Origin of the sequence: Mesorhizobium sp. M0772, from assembly GCF_040320135.1 — a bacterium.
Lineage (GTDB): Bacteria > Pseudomonadota > Alphaproteobacteria > Rhizobiales > Rhizobiaceae > Mesorhizobium.
Window position 1 is genome coordinate 43,013 of record NZ_JAMYPB010000022.1, and the last position, 21,798, is coordinate 64,810.

18 protein-coding genes are annotated in these 21,798 nt (G+C 64.0%); 16 read left to right on the top strand and 2 right to left on the bottom strand.

What is annotated here, in order from left to right; genetic code table 11:
- The first annotated feature begins 48 nt into the window (after window positions 1-48).
- From NKI06_RS16595 to NKI06_RS16620, 6 genes are all read left to right on the top strand, one after another.
- Entirely contained in the window at window positions 49-1,593 is a 1,545-nt protein-coding gene (locus NKI06_RS16595) for a sugar ABC transporter ATP-binding protein (protein WP_352675663.1), read from the top strand.
- Window positions 1,590-2,618 (top strand): ABC transporter permease, encoded by a 1,029-nt coding sequence (locus NKI06_RS16600; RefSeq protein WP_198020353.1) that lies wholly within the window; start codon window positions 1,590-1,592, stop codon window positions 2,616-2,618. The genes NKI06_RS16595 and NKI06_RS16600 overlap by 4 nt, the downstream gene beginning before the upstream one ends.
- A 296-nt stretch (window positions 2,619-2,914) precedes the next feature.
- Window positions 2,915-3,847 carry a substrate-binding domain-containing protein gene (locus tag NKI06_RS16605; RefSeq protein WP_352986217.1) on the top strand — a complete coding sequence of 311 codons (933 nt, stop codon included), beginning with the start codon at window positions 2,915-2,917 and terminating at the stop codon, window positions 3,845-3,847.
- 109 nt (window positions 3,848-3,956) lie between these two features.
- Window positions 3,957-4,943, top strand: coding sequence for an ABC transporter permease (locus tag NKI06_RS16610; RefSeq protein WP_023668514.1), 987 nt, complete (start codon window positions 3,957-3,959; stop codon window positions 4,941-4,943).
- A 4-nt stretch (window positions 4,944-4,947) separates the two neighbouring features.
- Window positions 4,948-5,742 (top strand): ATP-binding cassette domain-containing protein, encoded by a 795-nt coding sequence (locus NKI06_RS16615; RefSeq protein WP_023668515.1) that lies wholly within the window; start codon window positions 4,948-4,950, stop codon window positions 5,740-5,742.
- A gap of 137 nt (window positions 5,743-5,879) precedes the next feature.
- Window positions 5,880-6,902: a LacI family DNA-binding transcriptional regulator gene (locus NKI06_RS16620; protein ID WP_352986219.1), complete on the top strand. Its 1,023-nt coding sequence runs from the start codon at window positions 5,880-5,882 to the stop codon at window positions 6,900-6,902.
- Between the two features lie 440 nt (window positions 6,903-7,342).
- On the opposite strand, the gene NKI06_RS16625 is transcribed toward NKI06_RS16620, so the two are convergent.
- On the bottom strand, window positions 7,343-7,924 hold the full coding sequence (locus NKI06_RS16625) for a TetR/AcrR family transcriptional regulator (RefSeq protein ID WP_352986221.1): 582 nt from the start codon (window positions 7,922-7,924) through the stop codon (window positions 7,343-7,345).
- A 242-nt stretch (window positions 7,925-8,166) separates the two neighbouring features.
- On the opposite strand from NKI06_RS16625, the gene NKI06_RS16630 reads away from it, so the two are divergent.
- The 8 genes from NKI06_RS16630 (at window position 8,167) to NKI06_RS16665 (ending at window position 18,471) form a co-directional block, all read left to right on the top strand.
- Window positions 8,167-8,427 carry a hypothetical protein gene (locus NKI06_RS16630; RefSeq protein ID WP_352986222.1) on the top strand — a complete coding sequence of 87 codons (261 nt, stop codon included), beginning with the start codon at window positions 8,167-8,169 and terminating at the stop codon, window positions 8,425-8,427.
- Window positions 8,421-11,609: an efflux RND transporter permease subunit gene (locus NKI06_RS16635; RefSeq protein ID WP_352986224.1), complete on the top strand. Its 3,189-nt coding sequence runs from the start codon at window positions 8,421-8,423 to the stop codon at window positions 11,607-11,609. The genes NKI06_RS16630 and NKI06_RS16635 overlap by 7 nt, the downstream gene beginning before the upstream one ends.
- Before the next feature lie 14 nt (window positions 11,610-11,623).
- Window positions 11,624-12,778: an efflux RND transporter periplasmic adaptor subunit gene (locus NKI06_RS16640; protein WP_352986226.1), complete on the top strand. Its 1,155-nt coding sequence runs from the start codon at window positions 11,624-11,626 to the stop codon at window positions 12,776-12,778.
- Between the two features lie 181 nt (window positions 12,779-12,959).
- Window positions 12,960-13,667 carry a GntR family transcriptional regulator gene (locus NKI06_RS16645; protein WP_023684407.1) on the top strand — a complete coding sequence of 236 codons (708 nt, stop codon included), beginning with the start codon at window positions 12,960-12,962 and terminating at the stop codon, window positions 13,665-13,667.
- Window positions 13,668-13,684: 17 nt separating this feature from the next.
- Window positions 13,685-14,788, top strand: a complete 1,104-nt coding sequence (locus NKI06_RS16650; protein WP_023716138.1) for a mandelate racemase/muconate lactonizing enzyme family protein — start codon at window positions 13,685-13,687, stop codon at window positions 14,786-14,788.
- Between the two features lie 161 nt (window positions 14,789-14,949).
- The gene (locus NKI06_RS16655; protein ID WP_023668524.1) at window positions 14,950-16,272 is read left to right on the top strand and encodes an NAD(P)H-dependent oxidoreductase; all 1,323 of its coding nucleotides are present in this window, start codon (window positions 14,950-14,952) and stop codon (window positions 16,270-16,272) included.
- A gap of 20 nt (window positions 16,273-16,292) precedes the next feature.
- The gene (locus NKI06_RS16660; RefSeq protein ID WP_352986228.1) at window positions 16,293-17,780 is read left to right on the top strand and encodes a xylulokinase; all 1,488 of its coding nucleotides are present in this window, start codon (window positions 16,293-16,295) and stop codon (window positions 17,778-17,780) included.
- Window positions 17,781-17,877: 97 nt separating this feature from the next.
- Window positions 17,878-18,471 (top strand): hypothetical protein, encoded by a 594-nt coding sequence (locus NKI06_RS16665; protein ID WP_352986230.1) that lies wholly within the window; start codon window positions 17,878-17,880, stop codon window positions 18,469-18,471.
- Window positions 18,472-18,487: 16 nt separating this feature from the next.
- On the opposite strand, the gene NKI06_RS16670 is transcribed toward NKI06_RS16665, so the two are convergent.
- Window positions 18,488-19,450: a sugar-binding transcriptional regulator gene (locus tag NKI06_RS16670; RefSeq protein ID WP_023684411.1), complete on the bottom strand. Its 963-nt coding sequence runs from the start codon at window positions 19,448-19,450 to the stop codon at window positions 18,488-18,490.
- Between the two features lie 287 nt (window positions 19,451-19,737).
- Here NKI06_RS16670 and NKI06_RS16675 point away from each other — a divergent pair, with 287 nt between their 5' ends.
- Window positions 19,738-20,721 (top strand): ABC transporter permease, encoded by a 984-nt coding sequence (locus tag NKI06_RS16675; RefSeq protein ID WP_050588086.1) that lies wholly within the window; start codon window positions 19,738-19,740, stop codon window positions 20,719-20,721.
- A 129-nt stretch (window positions 20,722-20,850) separates the two neighbouring features.
- A complete protein-coding gene (locus NKI06_RS16680) occupies window positions 20,851-21,789 on the top strand; it encodes a sugar ABC transporter substrate-binding protein (RefSeq protein ID WP_352500553.1) in 939 nt (312 codons plus the stop codon).
- Window positions 21,790-21,798 lie beyond the last annotated feature (9 nt).

Below are 21,798 nucleotides of genomic sequence, written 5' to 3' on the forward strand. Positions count from 1 at the left end.
CGGAAATTCGCTCCAGGATCGGGGCGCGGTCTGTGGGGGCCGAATCGCATGCTCGGTTTGCCGATGATATCGGTGCGCAATCTCGCCATGCGTTATGGCGGCGTTGTCGCGCTCAGGGATATGAACCTGTCTGTCGGACAGGGGACCATCCATGCTGTCGTCGGTGAAAGCGGCGCCGGAAAGTCGACGCTGGTGAAGGTGCTTGCCGGCGTGCTCCGGCCCAACAGCGGCACCATCCGCGTCGGCGACCAGATCGTCACCGTCGACAGCCCGATCGCTGCACGCAAGCACAGCTTCGGCGTCGTCCACCAGGGGCTCGGCCTGTTTGCCGACCGCTCGGTGCTGGCCAATCTGTTCGTCAATCGCGAGCCGTTGCGCAATGGCTTCGTCTCCAGGCGCGAAATGGAGGCACGCAGCCGCACCTTGCTTCGGCAACTCAAGCTCGACGTCGATGTCCACGCTCCTGTGGGACAACTCGGCATGGGCGAACGGCATTATGTCGAACTCGGCCGCGCAATTCTGGAAGGCCCGAGGCTGCTGATCCTCGATGAACCGAATTCTGCGCTCGACCGGCGCCAGACCGAGCACCTGTTCACCGTACTAAGTGACCTCAAGGCCAAGGGCACGAGCGTGCTCTATGTCTCGCACCGGCTGGAGGACGTGTTTGCGATCGCAGACCAGGTCACCGTGATGCGCAACGGCCGTGACGTGCTGACAAGTGAGCGCTCGGCGTTGAGCGAAGCCGATGTGATCGACGCCATGATCGGCCAGCAGCGCGGCAGCCTGTTCCCGCCTGCACTGCCGGCCAATGCCAGCACGATAAGGCCGCGGATCACGGTGGAGGGTCTGAGCGGCGGCCGGATTTCCGGCGTCAGCTTCACCGCCCGCTCCGGCGAGATCCTCGGCTTGGCCGGGCTTGAGGGGTCGGGCGTTGAAGACCTGTTCGAGATGCTGTTTGGCCTGCGCAAGGCGCAAAGCGGCAGGGTGCGGCTCCCCGACGGCTACGGCTTGCCTGGAAATCCGACCGAAGCGGCGCGGCGCGGCATCGGCCTGGTGCCGGCCAACCGCCTGTGCAACGGCCTGATGCCCGACCGGTCGCTGGCCTTCAACATAGGCAACATCGCTACCGGCGCCCGCAACTGGGGGTCGCGCCGCTACTCGCCCAAGGCCGCGATCGCCGCCGCCGCAAGGCAGATCGATGCGCTGCGCATCAAGGGCCTGCCGGACGCGCCGGTGAATTCGCTGCTGGCCGGCGATCAGCAGAAGATCGTAGTCGCCAAATGGCTGGAGACGGCGCCGCAAGTGCTGCTCCTAGACAATCCGGCTGGCGGTATCGAGTCGGCTGCCAAGCGCAAGATCTATGCGCTGATCCGGCAGATGGCGGCCAATGGCTGTATCGTTTTGCTGCGTTCGGTCGAGCCGTCCGAACTGACCAACCTCAGCAACCGCGTCCTTGTCTTCCACCGCGGCCGGGTCGCCGGCGAGCTGTCCGGCGCCGAGATGAAGCGAAGGACAGTGCTGCAACTGACCACCACCGGCGAGATGCCGGAGGCGGAGCGGCCGAAAAAGAAACTCGTGGGAGCCATGGCATGACACGATTGGATCCCATGCTACAGCTTGCCGGTTCGGCTGCCCACCCGAAGCGCAGCCTTCACCTGCCCGTCGAACTCAGGCCGCTCATCGGGCTCGTTGTCCTGGTGGCGATTACAGGCTTTGCCCGGCCGGATTTCCTCGACGAGGCCAATGTGCTGTCGTTGCTGGAAACCGCTGCGTATCCCGGCATGCTGGCGATCGGCATGGTGTTCGTGCTCGCACTCCGCGAGATCGACCTTTCCGTCGGCTGGATATTCCATCTCGCGGCCCTTCTCACCGCATTCCTTCTGGCCGCCGGCATCGACCCGTGGCTTGCCGCCCTTGCCGGCGTGCTGCTCGGCGCCGGGCTCGGCCTCGTCAACGGCCTGCTGGTGGTGGCGCTGCGACGGCCGGCCATCGTCGTTACGCTGGGCACCTTTGCAATGTTCCGGGGCCTGGCGGCGGTGGCCGTCAAGATGCAAGCGACAGCTCCGGCCAGCCCAGGCGGCGACTTCTTTGAGATCGTTCACGGCAAGCTGTTCGGCCTTGTGCCGACGGCTGTCTTTGTCTTCGTCGCAATGGCGGTGGTGCTGCACCTCGTGCTTCACCGCAGCCGCTTCGGCTACCGGATCCAGGCCGTCGGCAGCAATCCGCAGGCGGCGCTCTATGCCGGCATCCCGACAGGTGCTGTGCGGCTGCAGACGCTGGTGCTGATGGGCATCGTCTCGGGGCTGGCGGGCGCGCTGTGGCTTGGCTCTCCCGTTACCGACGTCGACCAAGGCGGCGGTTTCGTGCTGATGGCGATTGCCGCGGCGATCATCGGCGGCACCTCGCTTTCCGGCGGGCGCGGCACCGTCTTCGGTGCGGTGATCGGCATGCTGATCGTCCAGGTCATCTTGAGCGGCGTGACCCTGTTCGGCATCGACGCCGCATGGAGCCCCTTCGTGATCGGCGCGGTGATGGTGCTGGCGCTCGCGCTCGACCGGCTGGACAAGGTGCTGCGCATCCGCCAGGCCGAGCGCTTCCAGGAAAATCCGCGCGCCTGAGTTTAAGCCCCGCCTGCTTGCCGGGAAATATCTCTATCTCTTGGTTGACGCAATTCCGGACGGAAAACCGTTTCACACTTTTCCTGGAATTGCCCTCTAACTGATGCGATCTGATGGGATCGATGATGGCGCGTTGCATCGCGCCACCATCCATTGGGCGGATAGAGGCTTGCCATCGGCCGCAAAAGAAGATGCTCTGCGCATCCGGGTCGGCGCTGGCAGGAGGAGAGGATCAAGGGCATGGCCCGGATCATCGCCGGACGTGGAGGTCGTTTTTCAACATGGGAGGAAAGCAAATGCTGACGAGGCTACGATTACTCGTGCTTGGCTTGATTGTGGCGCTGGCCGTTCCGGCGGCGGCACAGGCCAAGACGTTCTACTGGATTTCACATGGCGGCCCGGCCGACCCGGTCTGGACCTACTTCCTGGCCGGCGCCAAGCAATGGGCGAAGGACACCGGCAACACCGTCAACACCTCGTTCCACAATGGCGACGTTGCCTCGCAGCAGGAGGCCGTGCGCGCCGCGATCTCGGCAAAGGCCGACGGCATCGTCACCACCAGCCCCGATCCGGGCAGCCTGATCGAAATCGCCAAGGAAGCCAACACGGCCAAGATCCCGATCATCAACTTCAACACGCCCGATCCCAAGGCAAGCTTCGACGCCTATGTCGGCGGCGACAACGTCACCTTCGGCAAGCACTGGGCGCAATATCTGGTCGACAAGGGCCTGGTGAAGAAGGGCGACTTCGTCTGGATGCCGGTCGAAATCCCCGGCGCCACCTACGGCGTCCAGGAAGAGGAAGGCATCAAGAGCGTCTTCGAACCGCTGGGGATCACCTATGAGATCACCGAAGCGACCCTCGACCAGGCCGAGGCCATCAACCGCATGGTCGACTATCTCACCGCCAACAAGGCCAAGGTCAAGGCAATCATCGGCCTCGGCGATCTGGTCACCGGCTCGATCAAGCGGGTGTTCGACCAGGCCGGCATCAAGCCGGGCGAAATCCCGGTCGTCGGCTGGGGCAACTCGCTCGACACCACCCAGGAAGTGCTGACCGGCTACGTCAATGCCGGCCAGTGGCAGGACCCGCAGGCGACCAGCTATGTCGCTCTGTCGCTGGCCAGCATGGCGGCGTCAGGCATTCCCCCGGGCTTCAACGTCATCACCGGCGCGCTCTATGAAAAGGACACCGCGCAGGTCTACGACGACATCCTGTCCGGTAAATAACCCAGACCTTCAACAGTCGCGGCCGCAGCCGCGGTCGCGACTGTCTTTTCGCCGAGCCCTTCGCGTTGCGCGCTGGGCTCAGCCTTCCCCTTCCTGTCGCAGGTTATCAGTGGAAAACCGTTCGCTCATCCAACGCCTGATCGCGAGGCCGGAATTCGGGCCCTTCGTTCTGCTCATCGTCGAAATCGCGGTGTTCTGGAGCATCAACCACGATTTCCTGTCGCCGCAGAACATCTCCAACACGCTGGCCTTCACCGTCGAGCTCGGGCTGATCGCGCTGGCGATGACGCTGTTGATGACGTCGGGTGAATTCGATCTGTCGGTCGGCTCGCTGTTCGGCTTTTCGCCGGTGCTGATGTGGACGCTGTTCAACAGCGGCCTGACCTCGCTGGAGGTCGGCTTCCTCGCCGCGCTGCTGATCGCGGCCTTCATCGGCCTGGTCAATGGCTGGTTCGTCACGCAGCTGAAAATCCCATCCTTCCTGGTGACGCTCGGCATGCTGCTGGTGGTGCGCGGCACCGCGCTGTTCGTCACTGACGGCTTTCCGCAGCGGACGTGGAGCGCCGAGGGCAGCTGGCTGGCCGAAGCGCTGGTCGGTGATTTCTTCATCGGCCCGTTCCGCATCTACATGTCGCTCTTCTGGTTCATCGCGGCGGCCATCGCGCTGGGCTACGTGCTGACGCAAAGCCGGACCGGCAACTGGATCCAGGCAGCCGGCGGCAATCCAGGCGCCGCAAGGGCGCGCGGCGTCAACGTCAGCGGCGTCAAGATCGGCCTGTTCGTGCTGTCGTCGGTGATGGCTTCGCTTGCCGGCGTCATCTCGTCGCTGCGCACGTCGGCCGCCAACCCCAACAGCGGCACCGGCTACGAGCTCGAAGTCATCGCCATGGTGGTGATCGGCGGCACGGCGCTGACCGGTGGGCGCGGCACCATCATCGGCACCGTGCTCGGCATCCTCATCCTGCGCGTCATGCGCAACGGCATCGTGCTGATCGGCGTGCCCGGGCTGGCCTACAACATCTTCATCGGCGCCATCATCCTCGGCATGATGGCGCTGCACTCATGGCTGGAACGCCGGCATCAGGCAGGGACCTAGAACCATGGCTGAACCGCTCATCCGCATGTCCAACATCAAAAAGTCCTACGGGCGCGTGCAGGCGCTCGAAGACGCCAATTTTCATGTCAACGAAAGGGAGATCGTCGGCCTGCTCGGCGACAATGGCGCCGGCAAATCGACGCTGATCAAGGTGTTGTCGGGGGCGGTGCCGCTGACCAGCGGCGACATTTTCATCCGCGGCAAGAAGGTCAATCTGCGCAGCACCAGCGACGCCATCGCGCACGGCATCGAGACGATCTACCAGGATTCGGCACTGGTGACGCAGCTGTCGATCGCGCGCAACCTGTTCCTCGGCCGCGAGCCGATCAAACCGCCGCGCTTTTTGAACCGCATGGACCAGGAGGCGATGAACAATGTCGCCCGCGACCTGTTGAAACAGGTCGGCATCTCCAAGAACATCCCGCCGACGACGCCGATCGGCTCCCTGTCCGGCGGCGAGCGGCAGGCCGTCGCCATCGCGCGCGCCATGCACTTCGACAGCGACCTGATCATCCTCGACGAGCCGACCAACAATCTCGGCGTCGCCGAGACGCAAGGCGTGCTGAGCTTCGTGCGCAATGCGCGCGATTCCGGGCATTCCTGCATCTTCATCGCCCACAACATCCACCATGTCTTCCAGGTGGTTGACCGCATCGTCGTCATGCGCCGGGGCAAGGTGGTGGCCGACGACATCGACCCGAAGAAGACCAGCGTGGCCGAGGTCGAACGCATCATCACCGGGATGTCGGACAAGGAGATCCGCGACGCCATCATCGAAGGCGGGCCATCGCACGGCTGAACCGTCTTCGCGCCGTCTGGCACGGAAACGCATCCGCTCTAACTCGTTGTAGAGCATGGACCTTTTGACAAAACGGTTCCCGTTTGTCCGAGAAAACCGGTTCCCACTTTTCGGGATCATGCTCTATGACTACAGCCATGAAAGCCACCGTTGCCGACATAGCCAGGAGCTGCGGCCTGTCGACCGCGACCGTCGACCGGGTTCTGAACAACCGGGCCGGCGCGAGCGCCGCCAACCGCCAACGGGTGATGGAGGCGGCCAAGCAGCTCGGCTATTTGCCGGTGGTCGATCAGGTGACGCTGCCGTCGCGGCCGGCGCATCTTGAATTCTTCCTGCCGATCGGCGCCAACGGTTTCATGATCGACCTCGCCGGGCACATCGAGGACTATGCGGGGCGCCTGCCGCTGGTCGCCTCGTGCCGGATCCACAATCTCGGCGGCATCTCGCCGGCAGCGCTGCAGGCGGCGGTTGAAAATCTGTCGCTGAAGGCCAATGGCGTCGGCGTCATTGCCGTCGATCATCCGCGAACGCGCAACATATTGCGCGATGTGGTCGAGGCAGGCATCCGCCTTGTCACGCTGGTCTCCGACGTTCCAGCCGCCCCGCGTTCGGCCTATGTCGGCATCGAAAACCGGGTTGCCGGACGCACGGCGGCGCTGTTGATGGGGCGCTTCCTCAATGGCCGCCAGGGTCATCTGGCGATGGTCGTCGGCTCGCGTTCCTATCGCGGGCACGAGGAGCGCGAGATGGGCTTTCGGTCGGTGCTGACAGAGGAATTCCCCAATCTCACGGTCTCGAGTGCGGTCGAGATCAATGACGAACCGGAGGGCAGCTACACCGCAACGATGCAGGCGCTGCACAACGAGCCGGAACTGCTCGGCATCTATTGCGTCGGCGCCGGGCGCTCAGGTGTGGCGAGAGCGCTGCTCGAGGCCAAGCCAAAGAAGAAGCCGGTCTTCATCTGCCACGACCTGACCAAGGAAACGCGCGGCTATCTCGTCGACGACCTCGCCGATGTCGTCATCGACCAGAATGCGCGGCTGATCGCGGAGCAATCTGTGATCCGCCTGCTTGGCTCGATCGCATCCGCCGCGCCATACCTGACGAAGAAGTTCATCGAGCCACGGCTGATCTTCAAGGAAAACGTGCCGGTGCAGTGAAGTCGCGCCGTGGCGGTTTCTCCGATTTGTACGACAAGTCGGGGTAGATGCCGCAAATCTGCACAGCAGCCATGCAACTTTCATTGTTGCCGAATCATTGGGCAACCCTTACTCATCTGGGTGTCGGCCATCTACTCCTCCCAGATGCGATGCCGACGCTGAGCGCGGTGCACCTCCTCCCGCATCTCGTTCGAAATCGAGCCCGCTGCCACCTCCTCCCGGCAGCGGGCTTTTTTCATTCCCAAATGAAACTTGGCATATCCAAAGCCCCTCACCCGGATTGCCGAGACCGAGTTGCAAAGAGCAATTCGCTGCAATCCGACCTCTCGCCAAAGCGAAAGGAGATCATCAGCGCCGGCGCCAGCCTCTTCTCCCCTCGGGGAGGAGCTAGCCGCGAAGCGGCCGGATGAGGGGGCCTTGCAAACTCGGTGAGCTGGAATTCAGCGCGCCCTGAAAGAGCTGATCAGGCCTTCAGCCATGCGCACGAACTGCGTGCTGGGGCCCTGGCAGCCCATGGTCTGCACGCTGACGCGCGCCCCTTCTAACAGCAGCGACAGCGTATCGGCCAGAAGCTCGGCCTGGCCGATGCCCGCATCCCGGCATAGCGCAGCAAGGCGATCGCGCTGAGCGCTCTTGAGCTCCTTGATCACGCTCCTGGCGGGATGGTCCGGCTCGGTCAATTCGGCGGCGGCATTGGCCATGTCGCAGCCGCGACCGTCAGCCGCCAGGCAAGCAGCGGCCATGCGAATCCAGGCATGCAACTGGGCGAGCTTGTCGCCGGGATGCTCCGCCTCGAATTGGTCCCACATCGCGGCGCCTTTAGCCGCCGACGCGCGCAGGCATTGGACGATCAGTTCGTCCTTCGACTCAAAATGACGGTAGAGCGTCATCTTGTTGGTGCCGGCGGCTTCCGTGATGGCGTCGACACCGACGCCCTTGATGCCATGCTTGTGAAACATGTCCTGCGCCGTCTCCAGGATTCGATCCCGGGGGCGCACACGATCGGTAATGCCGTCTGCCATCGCAGTCTCCTTGTCTCCCTAAAAATTCGGTTCACCTCTTGACTAGGGTGTTACCGGTCTGTAACTATCCGAATGTTACTTACTGGTAACACCTATGTGGCCTTCCGTCAATAACAAGGCCGTGAACTGGTCCTGCCAGATCACAAAGGGTGAAAATTGCAGGTCATGCGGCTCCGGCCGGTGAAGAGATGAAAACCGGTTCGCGATCATCCGATGCGAATCGCTGGAATGGAGACGCTCCAATGTCGCAGCGCAAGGATTTGACCATCGATGAAGCCATCCGGGATCCGATGATCCGGCTGGTGATGAAAGCGGACCGCGTCAACCCGCGCGCCTTCGAAGCGATGCTGAGGACCGTGGCCGATGAGCAGGGCCTCAGCGGTGCGGCGCCGTCTTCGTATTTTTTGCAAGACCCGGGTTCGGTGCGCAGCCGGCGGCTGTCCCGGTCTGCCAATTCTTTTAGAGAGGCCGGTTCTTCTAAAGAGGTTTGCGTGTCGTGGTAAACTTTTTCATCCATCGTCCGATCTTCGCCTCGGCCATCGCCATCGTCATGGTGCTCGCCGGGACGATTTGTTATTTCCTTTTGCCGGTTTCGCAGTTTCCCGACATCACGCCGCCGCAGGTCGTGGTCAGCGCGCATTATCCGGGCGCCAGCGCGCAAGTGGTCGCCGATACGGTGACGACGCCGCTGGAGCAGCAGATCAACGGCGTCGAAGGCATGACCTACATGTCGTCGTCGAGTTCCAATGACGGCTCCTCGACCATCACCATCACCTTCGATGTCGGCTATTCCTTGAGCACCGCGGCCGTCGACGTCCAGAACCGCGTCTCGCAAGCCGCCTCGTCGCTGCCGGCGATCGTCAACCAGGGTGGCGTGACGATCAAGAAGCAGAACCCGAATTTCGTCCTCATCGTCAACCTGACCTCGCCCGACAGTTCGGTCGATCCGGTGGCGCTGAGCAACCTCGCCTATCTGCAGGTCGTCGATCCGCTGAAGCGGCTGCCTGGCGTCGGCGACGTCCAGATATTCGGCGAGCGCCGCTATTCGATGCGCGTCTGGCTCGACCCGGACAAGCTCGCCAATCTTGGCATCACCGCTGTCGACGTCCAGAACGCCATCTCGGAGCAGAACGTCCAGGTGGCGGCCGGCAAGATCGGCCAGTCGCCGGCGCCCGCCGGCACCGCCTTCGAGATGCAGGTCAACGCCGTCGGCCGCCTGAGCGACCCCAAGGAGTTCGGCGACATCGTCGTGCGCGCCAACACCGGCACCGGCTCGCTGGTGCGACTGCGCGACGTCGCCCGCATCGAGCTCGGCGCCCTGCAATATTCGTCGTCGGCATTCTTTGGCAAGGACCCGACGGTGGTGCTGGCCGTCTACCAGATGCCGGGTTCCAACGCGCTCGATCTGCAGCAGCACGTCAAGGACAAGATGCAGGAACTGTCGGCCCGTTTTCCCAAGGGCGTCAGCTACGCCATGCACTACGACACGACGCGCTTCGTGTCGGCATCGATGCATGACGTGCTGATCACGCTTGGCGAAGCGCTGGTGCTGGTCGTGGCCGTGGTGTTCATCTTCCTGCAGAGCTGGCGCACGACGATCATCCCGACCATCGCCATTCCGGTGTCGCTGGTGGCGACGATGGTGGTCATGGAAATGATGGGCTTCTCGCTCAACATGCTCTCCCTACTCGGCATGGTGCTGGCCATCGGCCTCGTCGTCGACGACGCCATCGTGGTGGTCGAGAATGTCGAGCGACAATTGGAGGCGGGCCTCAAACCGCTGGCGGCGACCAAGGCCGCGATGGCCGAGGTCACCGGACCGATCATCGCCACCACCGCAGTGCTGATGGCCGTCTTCGTGCCCGTTGCCTTCATTCCTGGCGTCTCCGGCAAGCTCTACAATCAGTTCGCGCTGACGGTGGCGATTTCGGTCGGCATATCCGCCTTCAACTCGCTGACGCTCAGCCCGGCGCTGAGTGCCGCCTTCCTGCGCCATCGCGGCGAGACGCAGTTCGCCCCATTCCGCTGGTTCAACACGGGCTTCGACAGAGTGTCGCATGCATATGCGCACGGCGTCCGTATCCTCATCCGGCTGCGCTGGATCATGCTCGGTCTGTTCGCGGCCGGCCTGGTGGCCACCTACTTCGTCTGGCAGAAGCTGCCCTCGACCTTCCTTCCGGTCGAGGACCAGGGTTACTTCTTCGTCGTCATCCAGCTGCCTGACGGCGCCTCGCTGGAGCGCACCGACGCGGTGGCCCAGAAGGCGCGCGACATCCTCCAAGCTACGCCCGGAGTCGAGATTGTCGGTTCGATCAGCGGCCTGAACTTCCTGACCAGTGCGGCGCAGTCGAACTCGGCTGTCGAGTTCGCCATCCTGAAGCCGTGGGAAGAGCGCGGCCCCGACCAGAGCGCGTCCAAGCTCGTCTCCGATGTGCGCGGCAAGCTGATGCAGATTCCGGAAGCCTTCGCGCTGTCCTTCGATCCGCCTTCGATCCCGGGTATCGGCACCACGGGCGGCTTCGAATTCGTCGTCGAGGACCTCACCGGGCGAGGCAGTTCAGCCCTCAACGACGCGACGCAAGCCGTGATCGCCGAGGCGCGCAAGCAGCCGGAAATCAACCCGCAGCAGCTGTTCTCGCCGTTCTCGACCTCGACGCCGCAGTTCAACTACGACCTCGACCGCAGCAAGGCCAAACTGCTCGGCCTCAACCTGCCCGACGTCTTCAACACGCTGCAGATCTATCTCGGCTCGCTCTACGTCAACGACTTCAACCTGTTCGGCCGCACCTTCCGGGTGACCATCCAGGCCGACAAGGATGCACGTGCCGACGCAGGCGACCTTTCGCGGCTCTATGTGCGCAACGCCTCCGGCGGCATGGTGCCGCTGAGCACACTGGGCAAACTGGTGCCGTTCGTCGGCCCGGAAACCGTGCCGCACTACAACAACAACGCCTCGGCCACGATCAATGGCGGCGCAGCCCCCGGCTTCTCGTCGGGCCAGGCGGTTGCCGCGATGGAACGGGCCGCCGCCACCGCTTTGCCCAGGGATTTCGGTTTCGAATGGACCGGCATCACCTTCCAGGAGCTCAAGGCAGGATCGATCGCGTCGGTCGTCTTCGGCCTCGCCATCGTCTTCGTCTTCCTGATCCTGGCGATGCAGTATGAGAGCTGGGCGATGCCGTTCATGGTGCTGCTGGCGGTGCCACTGGCCCTGTTCGGCGCCTTCGCAGCCCTGTTCCTGCGCGGCATGCAGATCGACGTCTACTCGCAGATCGGCTTCGTCATGCTGATCGGCCTCGCCGCCAAGAACGCGATCCTGATCGTCGAGTTTGCAAGGCGGCGGCGCGAGGAAGGCTTGAGCATTGTCGACGCGGCGATGGAAGCCGCGCGGCTGAGGCTGCGGCCGATCCTGATGACGGCCTTCGCCTTCATCCTCGGCGTGCTGCCGCTGATGTTTGCGACGGGTGCGGGTGCGGCAAGCCGGCAGTCGATCGGCACCACCGTGTTTGGCGGCATGGTCGCGGCGACCATCCTGTCGCTGGTGTTCGTGCCAGTCTTCTACGCGGTCATCGAACAGCTGCGCGAAGGCCGCGTGCGCAGCGAACCGAACGCTGCTCATGACCAGGACAATAATGAACCGACTGCCGAACCAGCGCCGATGCGCCTGGCCGAAGCAGCCGAATAGAATTGGAGACCAAAATGCGTAAATGGAAAATAGCTTTGGGAACGGCCGTCGCCCTGGGAGCGATCTCGGTGGCAAGCGTCCACTTCCTCGACATGGGCAATCTCAGCCTCAATGCCGGCACGGCGGCAGCGACGGCAGCACCTGCGGCATTCGTCATGCCGGTGCCGGTGACGAGCGTGGTCAAGAAGACGATCCCGATCTACCTCGACTACGCCGCCCGCATCGAGGCGATCCGCAGCGTCACCTTGCAGGCCCGCGTGCCCGGCTATCTGCAGGAGCAGACGGCTGAGGACGGCGCGGATGTGCACCAAGGCGATCTGCTCTACAAGATCTCGCCCGACGACTTCAAGGCGGCTCTCGACCAGGCCAAGGCCGAAGTGCAGCGCGACCAGGCGAGCCTCGACTATGCACGCTCCAATCTCGGCCGCGGCTCCGAACTCGCCAAGAGCGGTTATCTGGCCAAGGATGGGTTCGACCAGCGTACGAGCACCTTGCGTCAGGCCGAAGCGTCGCTTGCCGTCAACCAGGCGGCGGTGCGGACGGCCGAGCTCAATTTGAGCTACGCCGAAATCCACGCTCCGTTTGCCGGCCGCGTCGGCCGCAACCAGGCTTCGGTCGGCACGCTGGTCAGCGTTGCCGGCACGGTGCTGAACACGCTGGTGCAGCTCGACCCGATCTACGTCACCTTCAATCCGAGCGAGACGGACCTGGCAGAAATCGAACAGGCCCGCGCCGCCGGCCCGATCGAGGTCGAGGTGCTGCTGCCCGGCGAGACCGAAGCCAGCCAGAAGGGCGAACTCACCTTCATCGACAACACGGTCGACCACTCGACCGGCACGATTACGGCGCGCGCCACCATCGGCAATGCGAAGTTCTCGCTGCTGCCGGGCCAGTATGCCAGGGTGCGGCTGCACATCAAGCAGCTGCCCGACGCGCTGATGGTGCCGCAGGTGGCGCTGGGTTCGAGCCAGCTCGGCAAATATGTCTATGTCGTCGGCAAGGGCAACACGGTCGACCAGCGCATCGTCTCGCTTGGCGCGACCAGCGGCGACCTTGTGGCGGTGCTCAGCGGCGTTGCCGAAGGCGACCAGGTGATCACGGGCAATCTGCAGAAAATCGGACCAGGAATGCCGGTCTCGCCGTTGCCCCAGGAGAAACCGGCCAGCTGATAACCCCCATCAGCCCCGGTCCTGCGGCGCCTTCGGCTTCCACGCCGAGGGCGCCGTTTTTTTATGGAGCGCCGCACGCCGTTTTTGGAGTAACCGCAAGGCACAAGAATCCGGAACAATCATCTTGTAGGATTGTCGACAATCTGCTTGTCTGGTTTCCGGCTCTCACTGGAGTGACGGAATGGCCAAGCTGGACTTCAGTCCGATCGCGGATACGACACGCCGGGCCGAGATTGTCGCGCTGTTGCGGCGGGCGATCCTGACCGGCCAGCTGGAACCCGGCCAAAAGCTGAACGAGCTGAGGATCGCCGAGCAGATGAGGGTCAGCCGTGCGCCGTTGCGCGAGGCGATGCGCGAGCTGGTGCAGGAAGGCATCCTGACCAGCATTCCCTATGCCGGCACCTTCGTCATCGATGTCACCGCCAAAGATATCGACGACGCCTATTCGCTGAACAAGGTGCTCGATGAATTCGCCATCGAGCGGACATGGAAGCTGCGCGACCAGCGCTTCTTCGACGAACTCGACCGCCGGCACGAGGCAGTGAAGCAGGCGACGCGCGCGCGCGACACCACCCGCCAGATCGAAGCCGCGCTGCAATTGCACGGGCTGATCTATGAATGGGCCGACAATTCGGTGCTGCTGGAAACCTGGCAGCGGCTGACCAGCCGGCTGCAAATGTATTTTGCCCTGCACCAGCGGGCCCGCAACGAGCCGGTGCCGGCCGAAGATCTCCACGAGACCTATGTGCGGCTCTTGAAGGGCGCCGACATGCGCGCTGCCCAGCGCCATGCGCGCGAGCATATCGACCTCGATTTCGAAGAGCTGCTTGCCTATGCGCGTGGCCTCGAGCAGCGGAACATCGAAGGGCTGACCCTCCTCAACACCTAGAGACAACGGACAGACAAGTGCAGATCAAATCCATCAAGGCATATCGCGTCGTGCAGCCCTTCGTGGACGGGCCTTACCGCATGTCCAAGGGGCGTGTGGCCGACTGTTTCGACGCGGTGATCGTCGCCATCACCTCCGACAGCGGCGTGACCGGCTGGGGCGAGATGGCGCCGCTCGGCAACTTCTATTCGGCCGCGTTTCCGGCGGGAACGCGCGCGGGCGTGGTCGAGATCGCGCCGCACCTGATCGGCCAAGACCCGCGTGGCCTCGCCGGCATCGGCCGATTGATGGATACGGTGTTCAAGGGCCATCCCTACATCAAGTCGGCGCTCGACATGGCCTGCTGGGATCTGGCGGCCCGCGCCGCCGACGTGCCGCTGGTGACCATGCTTGGCGGCCGCGAGAGCGACATGGCGGAGACCTACCGCGTCGTCACCCACGGCACGCTCGACCAGATGGCGGCACTGGCCAAAAGGATCATCGCCGAAGGCTGCCGCCGGCTGCAGGTCAAGGTTGGCGGCAATGTGCATGAAGACATCGAGCGGGTGAGCGCGGTCGCTTCGGCCGTGCCGAAAGGCACGGTGATTTTCTGCGACGCCAATGCCGGCTGGACACCCTACCAGGCGCGGCAGTTCGCCGATGCAACGCGCGGCATCGACTACACGTTCGAGCAGCCCTGCACAACGATCGAGGAGAACATGTCGGTGCGCCGCATGCTCGACAAGCCGATGGTGCTGGACGAGAGCGTCATCTCGCTCGAGGCGATGCTGGAAATCCATCGCCTGGGCGCCGCCGACGGGCTGACGCTGAAGATCTCGCGGCTTGGCGGCGTAACCAGGACAAGGCAGATCCGCGACGTCGCCGTCGATCTCGGTTTCATGATCACCGTCGAGGATACGGGCGGCGCCGAGATCGACACGGCGGCGATGGCACATCTGTCGCTGTCGACGCCGGAAGAACGCCGGCTGCACGCCATCGCCTTCCATGAGTGGGTGACGGTGCGCACGGCCTCCAACGCCCCACCGGTCACCGGCAGCCACATGGGCATTCCCGACGGGCCCGGCCTCGGCATCGATGTCGTGCCCGACCTGCTCGGCAAGCCTTTCCTAGGGATCGGCTGAGATCAAGCGCAGCATGAAGCTGTCACCCCACGAATCCTCCGTGGGAGATTTGGTCCTGCAGCCATTCTCCGATTTGCGGGTTGAAATATTTTTCAAATGGAAATAGGAATGTTCAAAATGATGATTTGACGCTGCGGCGCGTCGTGACTGGAGGAAGCGATATGGCCCATCCGCAATTTGCAGCGGAACTTCTGCAGCGCGCTGAAGCCCAAGGGCCTATCACCATCGGTCTCGCCGGCGCCGGGCAGATGGGCACCGACATCGTCGTCCAGGTGGCGCTGATGCCGGGCATGCGGATCGGTGCCATTTCCGAGGTGCGCCCGCAAGCGGCGATCGATGCCGCACTGCTCGCCGGCCATGACCGCTCCGACATCGTCCAGGCTGCGAACGCCTCTGCCATCGACCGCGCCATCGAGGCCGGCAAGATCGCTGTCACCGAAGATCTGCATGCGCTGGCCGCGGCCGGCCGCATTGATGTCATCATCGACGCGACAGGCAATCCCAACATCGGCACGCTGTTTGCGCTCGAAGTGATGAAGAACGGCAAGCACATCGTCATGCTCAATGTCGAGGCGGACATTACGATCGGCCGCTTCCTCAAGGAGGAAGCGCGCAAGGCCGGCGTGGTCTACACCGGTGCGGCCGGCGACGAACCCGCCTGCACGCTGGAGATCATCGGCTTCGCCAAGAGCCTCGGCTTCAACATCATCGCCGCCGGCAAGGGCAAGAACAACCCGCTCAAGATCGACGCCATGCCCGCCGACTACGAGAAGGAAGCGGCCGAGCGCAATATGAATGCGCGCATGCTGGTCGAGTTCGTCGACGGTTCCAAGACGGCGATCGAGATGGTGGCGATTGCCAACGCCACCGGGCTGGTGCCCGACGTGCCGGGCATGCACGGCCCGACGGCGACGCTGGAGGAACTGGCCAGCGTGCTTTGCCCGCGCGAGGATGGCGGCGTGCTGCACCGCAAGGGCGTGGTCGACTATTCCATCGGCAAGGGCGTGGCGCCCGGCGTGTTCTGCATCATCGAAACGAGGCATCCGCGCGTGCTGGAGCGCATGGTCGACCTCAAGGTCGGCAAGGGCCCCTATTTCACGATCTACCGTCCCTATCACCTGACAAGCCTTGAAGTGCCACTGTCGGCGGCGCGCGCCGTGGTCTACAAACGCGCCGACATGGAGCCCCTCGACCATCCGGTCGCCGAAGCGGTGGCGGTGGCCAAGAGCGATCTCGGCGCGGGCCAATCGCTCGGCATGATCGGCGAGAACGACTATCGCGGCTTCGCCATGACCTGGGAGGACGCCCGCGCCAAGGGCGCGCTGCCGCTCGGGATTGCCGAACGCGCCAAGGTGGTCAAGCCGGTCAAGACCGGCGACTTCCTCACCTATGAAAATTGTGTACCCGACGATTCGATGGTGATAACGCAGATCCGCCGCCGTCTCGACCAGTCGGACGGACAGTTTGTGACCAACGCCGCCTGAACCTTCGGGATCTCCCTGTGATGGACGATGTCGTTATCGGGATCGATGCCTCGACGACGGCGGTGAAGGCAATCGCCTTCACCCGCGACGGCGCGGAGCTGTTCCAGGCGCGCGAGGCCTATCCGCTGGCCAATCCGAAGCCCGGCCATTTCGAGCAGGATGCCGAACATTGGTGGGCAGCCCTCGTCAGTGCACTGAAGCAGGTTGCCGACAAGGTCGGCGCCGCGCGCGTGGCGGCAATTGCCATAGCCCATCAGCGCGAGACCTTCACCCTGATCGATCAGGCCGGCACGCCGCTCATCCCGGCGATCCTGTGGCTTGACGAGCGCGCCCGGCCTCAAGTCGCCAAGCTGTCGGCCGAGCTTGGCCGCGAGACGATCCGCGACTGGAGCGGCAAGCCGCCGGATCCGACGCCGGCGCTCTATGCCATCGCCTGGCTGGCGGAACACCAGCCGCAGGTGCTGGCCAACGCCGCCGCCCTGGTCGATGTTCATGGCTTCTTCGTTCACCGGCTGACCGCACGGCTGGTAACCAGCACGGCAAGTGCCGACCCGCTCGGCTTGCTCGATGTCGCGACAGGCGAATGGCACCCTGAGCTTGTCGCGGCTGCAGGGTTGCAGCCACGGCAGTTGCCGGCGCTGATCGGCCCAGGCGAAATCTGCGGCGGCCTTGCCGAAAGCATTGCCCAGTTGACTGGCCTCAAAGCGGGCACGCCAATTGTCGCCGGCGCCGGCGATGGCCAGGCCATGGGTCTCGGCATGGGCGTCTATGGTGCCGGCAGGAGCTATCTCTCGCTCGGCTCCGGCGTCGTCAGCGGCTGCTATTCCGGCACGGTCACCACATCGGACGCGTTTCGCACGCTGGTCTCGCCGACCGGCTCCGGCTTCATGCTGGAAACCGTGCTGCGCTCGGGCATGCAACTGGTCGACTGGATCGTGCGCACCACCGGCGCGTCTTCCGCGGCAGAACTGGAGAAGGGTGCGGTCGATGTTGCGGCCGGCAGCGACGGTCTTTTGGTCATGCCCTATTGGGCCGGCGTCATGAGCCCCTATTGGGATGGCGCGGCGCGCGGCGCCGTTGTTGGCCTGTCGCTCGACCATGAGCCCAGGCATCTCTTCCGCGCCACGCTGGAAGGCATCGCTTTGGAGCAAGCCATCGCCAGCGAGGCGATGGAGGCCGAAAGCGGCGGCAAGCCGGGAGAGATGATTGCCGCCGGCGGCGGCACCAATTCGGCGCTGCTGATGAAGATCATGGCCAGCGTGCTGGAGCGGCCGCTGTTCGTGTCGCCGGTCAACGAGGCGGCGGCCCTTGGCGCGGCCATGCTGGCGGCTTCGGCGATCGGCTGGTTTGCCTCGCCGGAAGACGCCGCCAAGGCGATGGCGGCGGCGCCGGCCAGGCGTGTCGATCCGGATATGACGCTGGTGCCGGCTTACCGGGCGCGCAAGGCGATCTACCGCGACCTCTATCACGCGACACGCGACATCCACGCGCGGCTCGGTGCGATCTGAGTTCAAGCGCAGCTTGCCTGCGTGAGGCTCCCATGCCCAACCTGCCCAGCTTGCCGATTTTGCGTCCTGCCCGGCCAATGCTAGACTCATCGGGCTCATGAAAGCAGTATTTCACCTTGCCGCCCTGCCCTGGATTGTCGCGCTTGCGGCAGCTCCAATGACGGCGCGTGCGCAGGACGAGCCGCCCTTCGAGGTCACGCTCGACATGGACAATGACGGCAGGATGGATCGGGCCGCGATCGCAGCGGATTCCGACAGCGGGCTGGCGGATCTCTCGATCTATCTGGCTGCCGGCGAAGGAAAGCTCGATCCTTCGCGCAAGCCTGACTTTGTCAAAAGGGCGCTGACGCAGGACCGTATTCTCGGGCTCGAAAGCAAGGGCAAGGGATCGCTTGTCGTCACCTCGTGCTTCGGCTGCGGCGCCAACAAATCATGGGATGCGACGCTGACCATCGTCTGGCGCGGCGGTAAATTCCTTGTCGCCGGCTACAGTCGCGACTGGGACTGGAATGTGCAGAAAGCCGACGGCTCGGTCGGGACGACGCTGGGCGGCTGCGACATCAATTTTCTCACCGGCAAAGGTACCGCTTCAAAGGACCTGGACGACGGCAAACCGGTCGCGGGAAAATTCGTGCCGATCGCACTGGCCGACTGGTCGGACGACAGTCGTCCGGAGCCCTGCGAATTCTGACCGACGCCGACAGCGCTCAACGGTTGAGCAGGCCTTTGGCCGCATCCTCATCGGTAATGAGCACCGAAATCCTGGTGTTGGCGAGCGCGGCGCGCATGACGGCGACCTTCTCCTGACCGCCTGACACCAGGATGATGCTCGGAATATCGGACAGATCCTGCAGCGGATAGGCGCAGACGCGGCGGTTGACCTCATGGTCGACAGAGTGGCCCTCGGCGTCGATGAAATGGCACAAGAGGTCGCCGACCGCGCCGGCCGCCTGCAATTCCTCGAGTTCGCTCGGTTTGATGAAGCCGTAATTGGCGATCGGGCTGTCCTTGGAAAACGAGCCGACGCTGAGCACGGCGATGTTGGCGCGGCGCGCGCGGAAGACGACATCCTGAACGCTGCGCTGACTCATGAAGGCGTCGCGCTGTTCCGGCTTGTCGGCATAGACCGGCACCGGCAGCAGGAAACATTCAGCGCCGATCTTTTCGGCGAACTCCCAGGCGCTTTCGGTCGGGTTGAGCGGCTGCGCGTGGGTGAGGCCGCCGAGCATCGAGACGACCGTCGTCCTGGCAATCGGCCGCCTCGGCAATTCGTTGATGGCGAATTTCAGCGTCCGGCCCCAGCCCAGCGCAATGACGTCGCCGGCATTGACGTTGTCGGCGAGATAGGCGGCAGCCGCGTGGCCGATCATCAGCGGCGCGTTGCTGCGGTCGGCGGCCGACGGCACCACGACCGCCTGGCTTAGCCCAAAGCGCTGCTTCAGGCTCTCCTCGAGCTGCACACATTCGACGACACTGTCGCGAATGCGGAACTGGACAATGCCTTCCTCGCGGGCAGCCGACAGGATCCGGTGCACCTTGATGCGGCCGACGCCAAGAATCTCGGAGATGCGCTCCTGCGTCAGCCCTTCGACATAGTAATGCCAGGCGGCGCGGGCCTTCAGCTCGGCATCGGGGAAGCGCGAGGCCTTCTCATTTTCGACGGTCGCCATGCTCGTGCTCTCCCGCGGCAGATTTCGGAAATCTTTTCCGCAAAGCGCCGCCCCCTGGCCTTCCCTAGGACAAACCGCCCGGTGGCGCAAACCTTCGCCGAATGGCGCAACGGCTCTTGACAATTTTCTAATGAACAGTTTAGCTGAACAAAATTGCATATCAAAGATAAATTGTTCACAGGGAGGTGCCTGGTGAACAAGAGCGGACGGCAGGCCATCGTCGTTTCGCTGACGGAGGAGACGAAGTGGCCGTGAGTAATGATGCAAGCGAGTCGAAGGCTGGCGAGTTGAAAGCCGCGCCCGGCACTCAAGGTGCGACGGCCGCGAAGCTTTCGGCGCTGTTTGCCGGAACCATGGGGCCGCTGATCGGGCTGCTGCTGCTTTGCCTGGCGCTGACGCTGACCACCGACACGTTCCTCACCGTGCGCAACATCCTCAACGTACTTGACCAGATCACGGTGCTCGGCATCATGGCAATCGGGATGACGCTGGTGATCCTGATCGGCGGCATCGATCTCTCGGTCGGCTCGGTGCTGGCGCTGGCCGCCATGGTGATGGGCTTTGTCTCCCACCCCGACTATCTCAATCTCGGCCTTGCGGCCGGCGTCGTCGCAGCACTGGTCGTCGCCGGCCTTTGCGGACTGGTGTCCGGCCTGCTGGTGACCGTCACCCGGCTGCCGCCGTTCATTGCGACGCTGGCGATGATGTCGGTGGCGCGCGGTCTTGCCAACATGATCACCGACGGTTCGCAGATCGTCGGCTTTCCCGACTGGTTCACCAGCCTGTCGATCATCCGCCATTTCGGCTTCCTGTCGGTCACAGTCGGGGTGATGATGGTGCTGGCGATCGTCTTCGCCATCTTCCTCAACTACCGCGCCACCGGCCGCAGCCTTTACGCCATCGGCGGCAGCGCCGAGGTGGCGCGGCTCTCCGGCATTCCGGTGAAGTCGCTGACCAACTGGGTCTATGCCATCTGCGGCGTGCTTGCGGGTCTTGCAGGCATTGTGCTTGCCGCGCGGCTGGATTCGGTCCAGCCGAGTTCCGGCCTCGGCTATGAGCTCGACACCATCGCGGCGGTGGTGATCGGCGGCGCCAGCCTCTCGGGCGGCGTCGGTTCGATCGGCGGCACAGCGGTCGGCGTGCTCATCATCGGCGTGCTGCGCAACGGCCTCAATCTGCTCGGCGTCTCGCCCTTCATCCAGCAGGTGGTGATCGGCGTGGTGATCGCGCTGGCCGTCGCCAGCGACACCTGGCGGCGCAGGGCGCGATAGAGAGCGGGGCACAATTGAGAATTCGCCCGGAACGTCCGGGCGATAGACGGATCGGTCGATCCGAAACTGGGATGTTCCAAGGGGCGCGATGCGCTGGCGGGACAGTTTGACTATCAACGGAGGAAACACATGCTCACCAAACGTTCACTGCTGCTCGCCGCTGCCGCAATCATTCCCCTGCTCGGCCTGACCGACATGGCCTCGGCCAAGGACGCCAAGAAACTCGGCCTCGCCGTCGCCAATCTGCAGGCCGACTTCTTCAACCAGATCAAGCAGTCGGTCGAAGCCTACGGCAAGGAGAAGGGCATCGAGATCGTCACCGTCGACGCCAAGGGCGATTCAGCGACCCAGGTCAGCCAGGTGCAGGATCTGATCACGCAGAACATCGACGCGCTGATCTACATTCCGGCCGGCGCCACAGCCGCCACCGTGCCGACCAAGACCGCCAAGGCCGCCGGCATTCCGGTGATCAATGTCGACCGCAACGCCGACGGCGCGCCCGGCGACACCTTCATCGCCACCAACAGTGTCGCCTCGGCGCAGGCGGTGTGCGACTACATCGCCAAGCAGGCCGGCGGCAAAGGCGAACTGATCATCATCCACGGCCAGAAGGGCACCACGCCGGAAGTCGACCGTTCCAAGGGTTGCGGCGAAGCGCTCAAGGCCTATCCCGATATCAAGGTGGTCGGCGAATTGTGGAGCGAAGGCTGGCACCAGGACGAAGGCTTCAAGCTGACGCAGGACCTGCTGCAGTCGCATCCCGATGTCTCCATCGTCATCGGCCAGGCCGATGCGCTGGCGCTGGGTGCGGCACAGGCGGTCAAGGTCGCCAATCCCGGCCACAAGGTCTGGGTTGCCGGCTTCGATGGCGACGTGGCCGCGCTCAAGGCGCTGAAGGACGGCGTGTTCGACGTCACCGCGACGCAGCAGACGCAAGGCATGGGCCGTCTCGCCGTCGATGCGGCGATCAAGCTGGTGGCCGGCGAAAGCGTTCCGGCCGAGCAGCTGCAGGATGCGACGCTGACCACCAAGGACAATGTCGAGCAGTTCATCGCCAAGCATCCGTAACGACCGGCA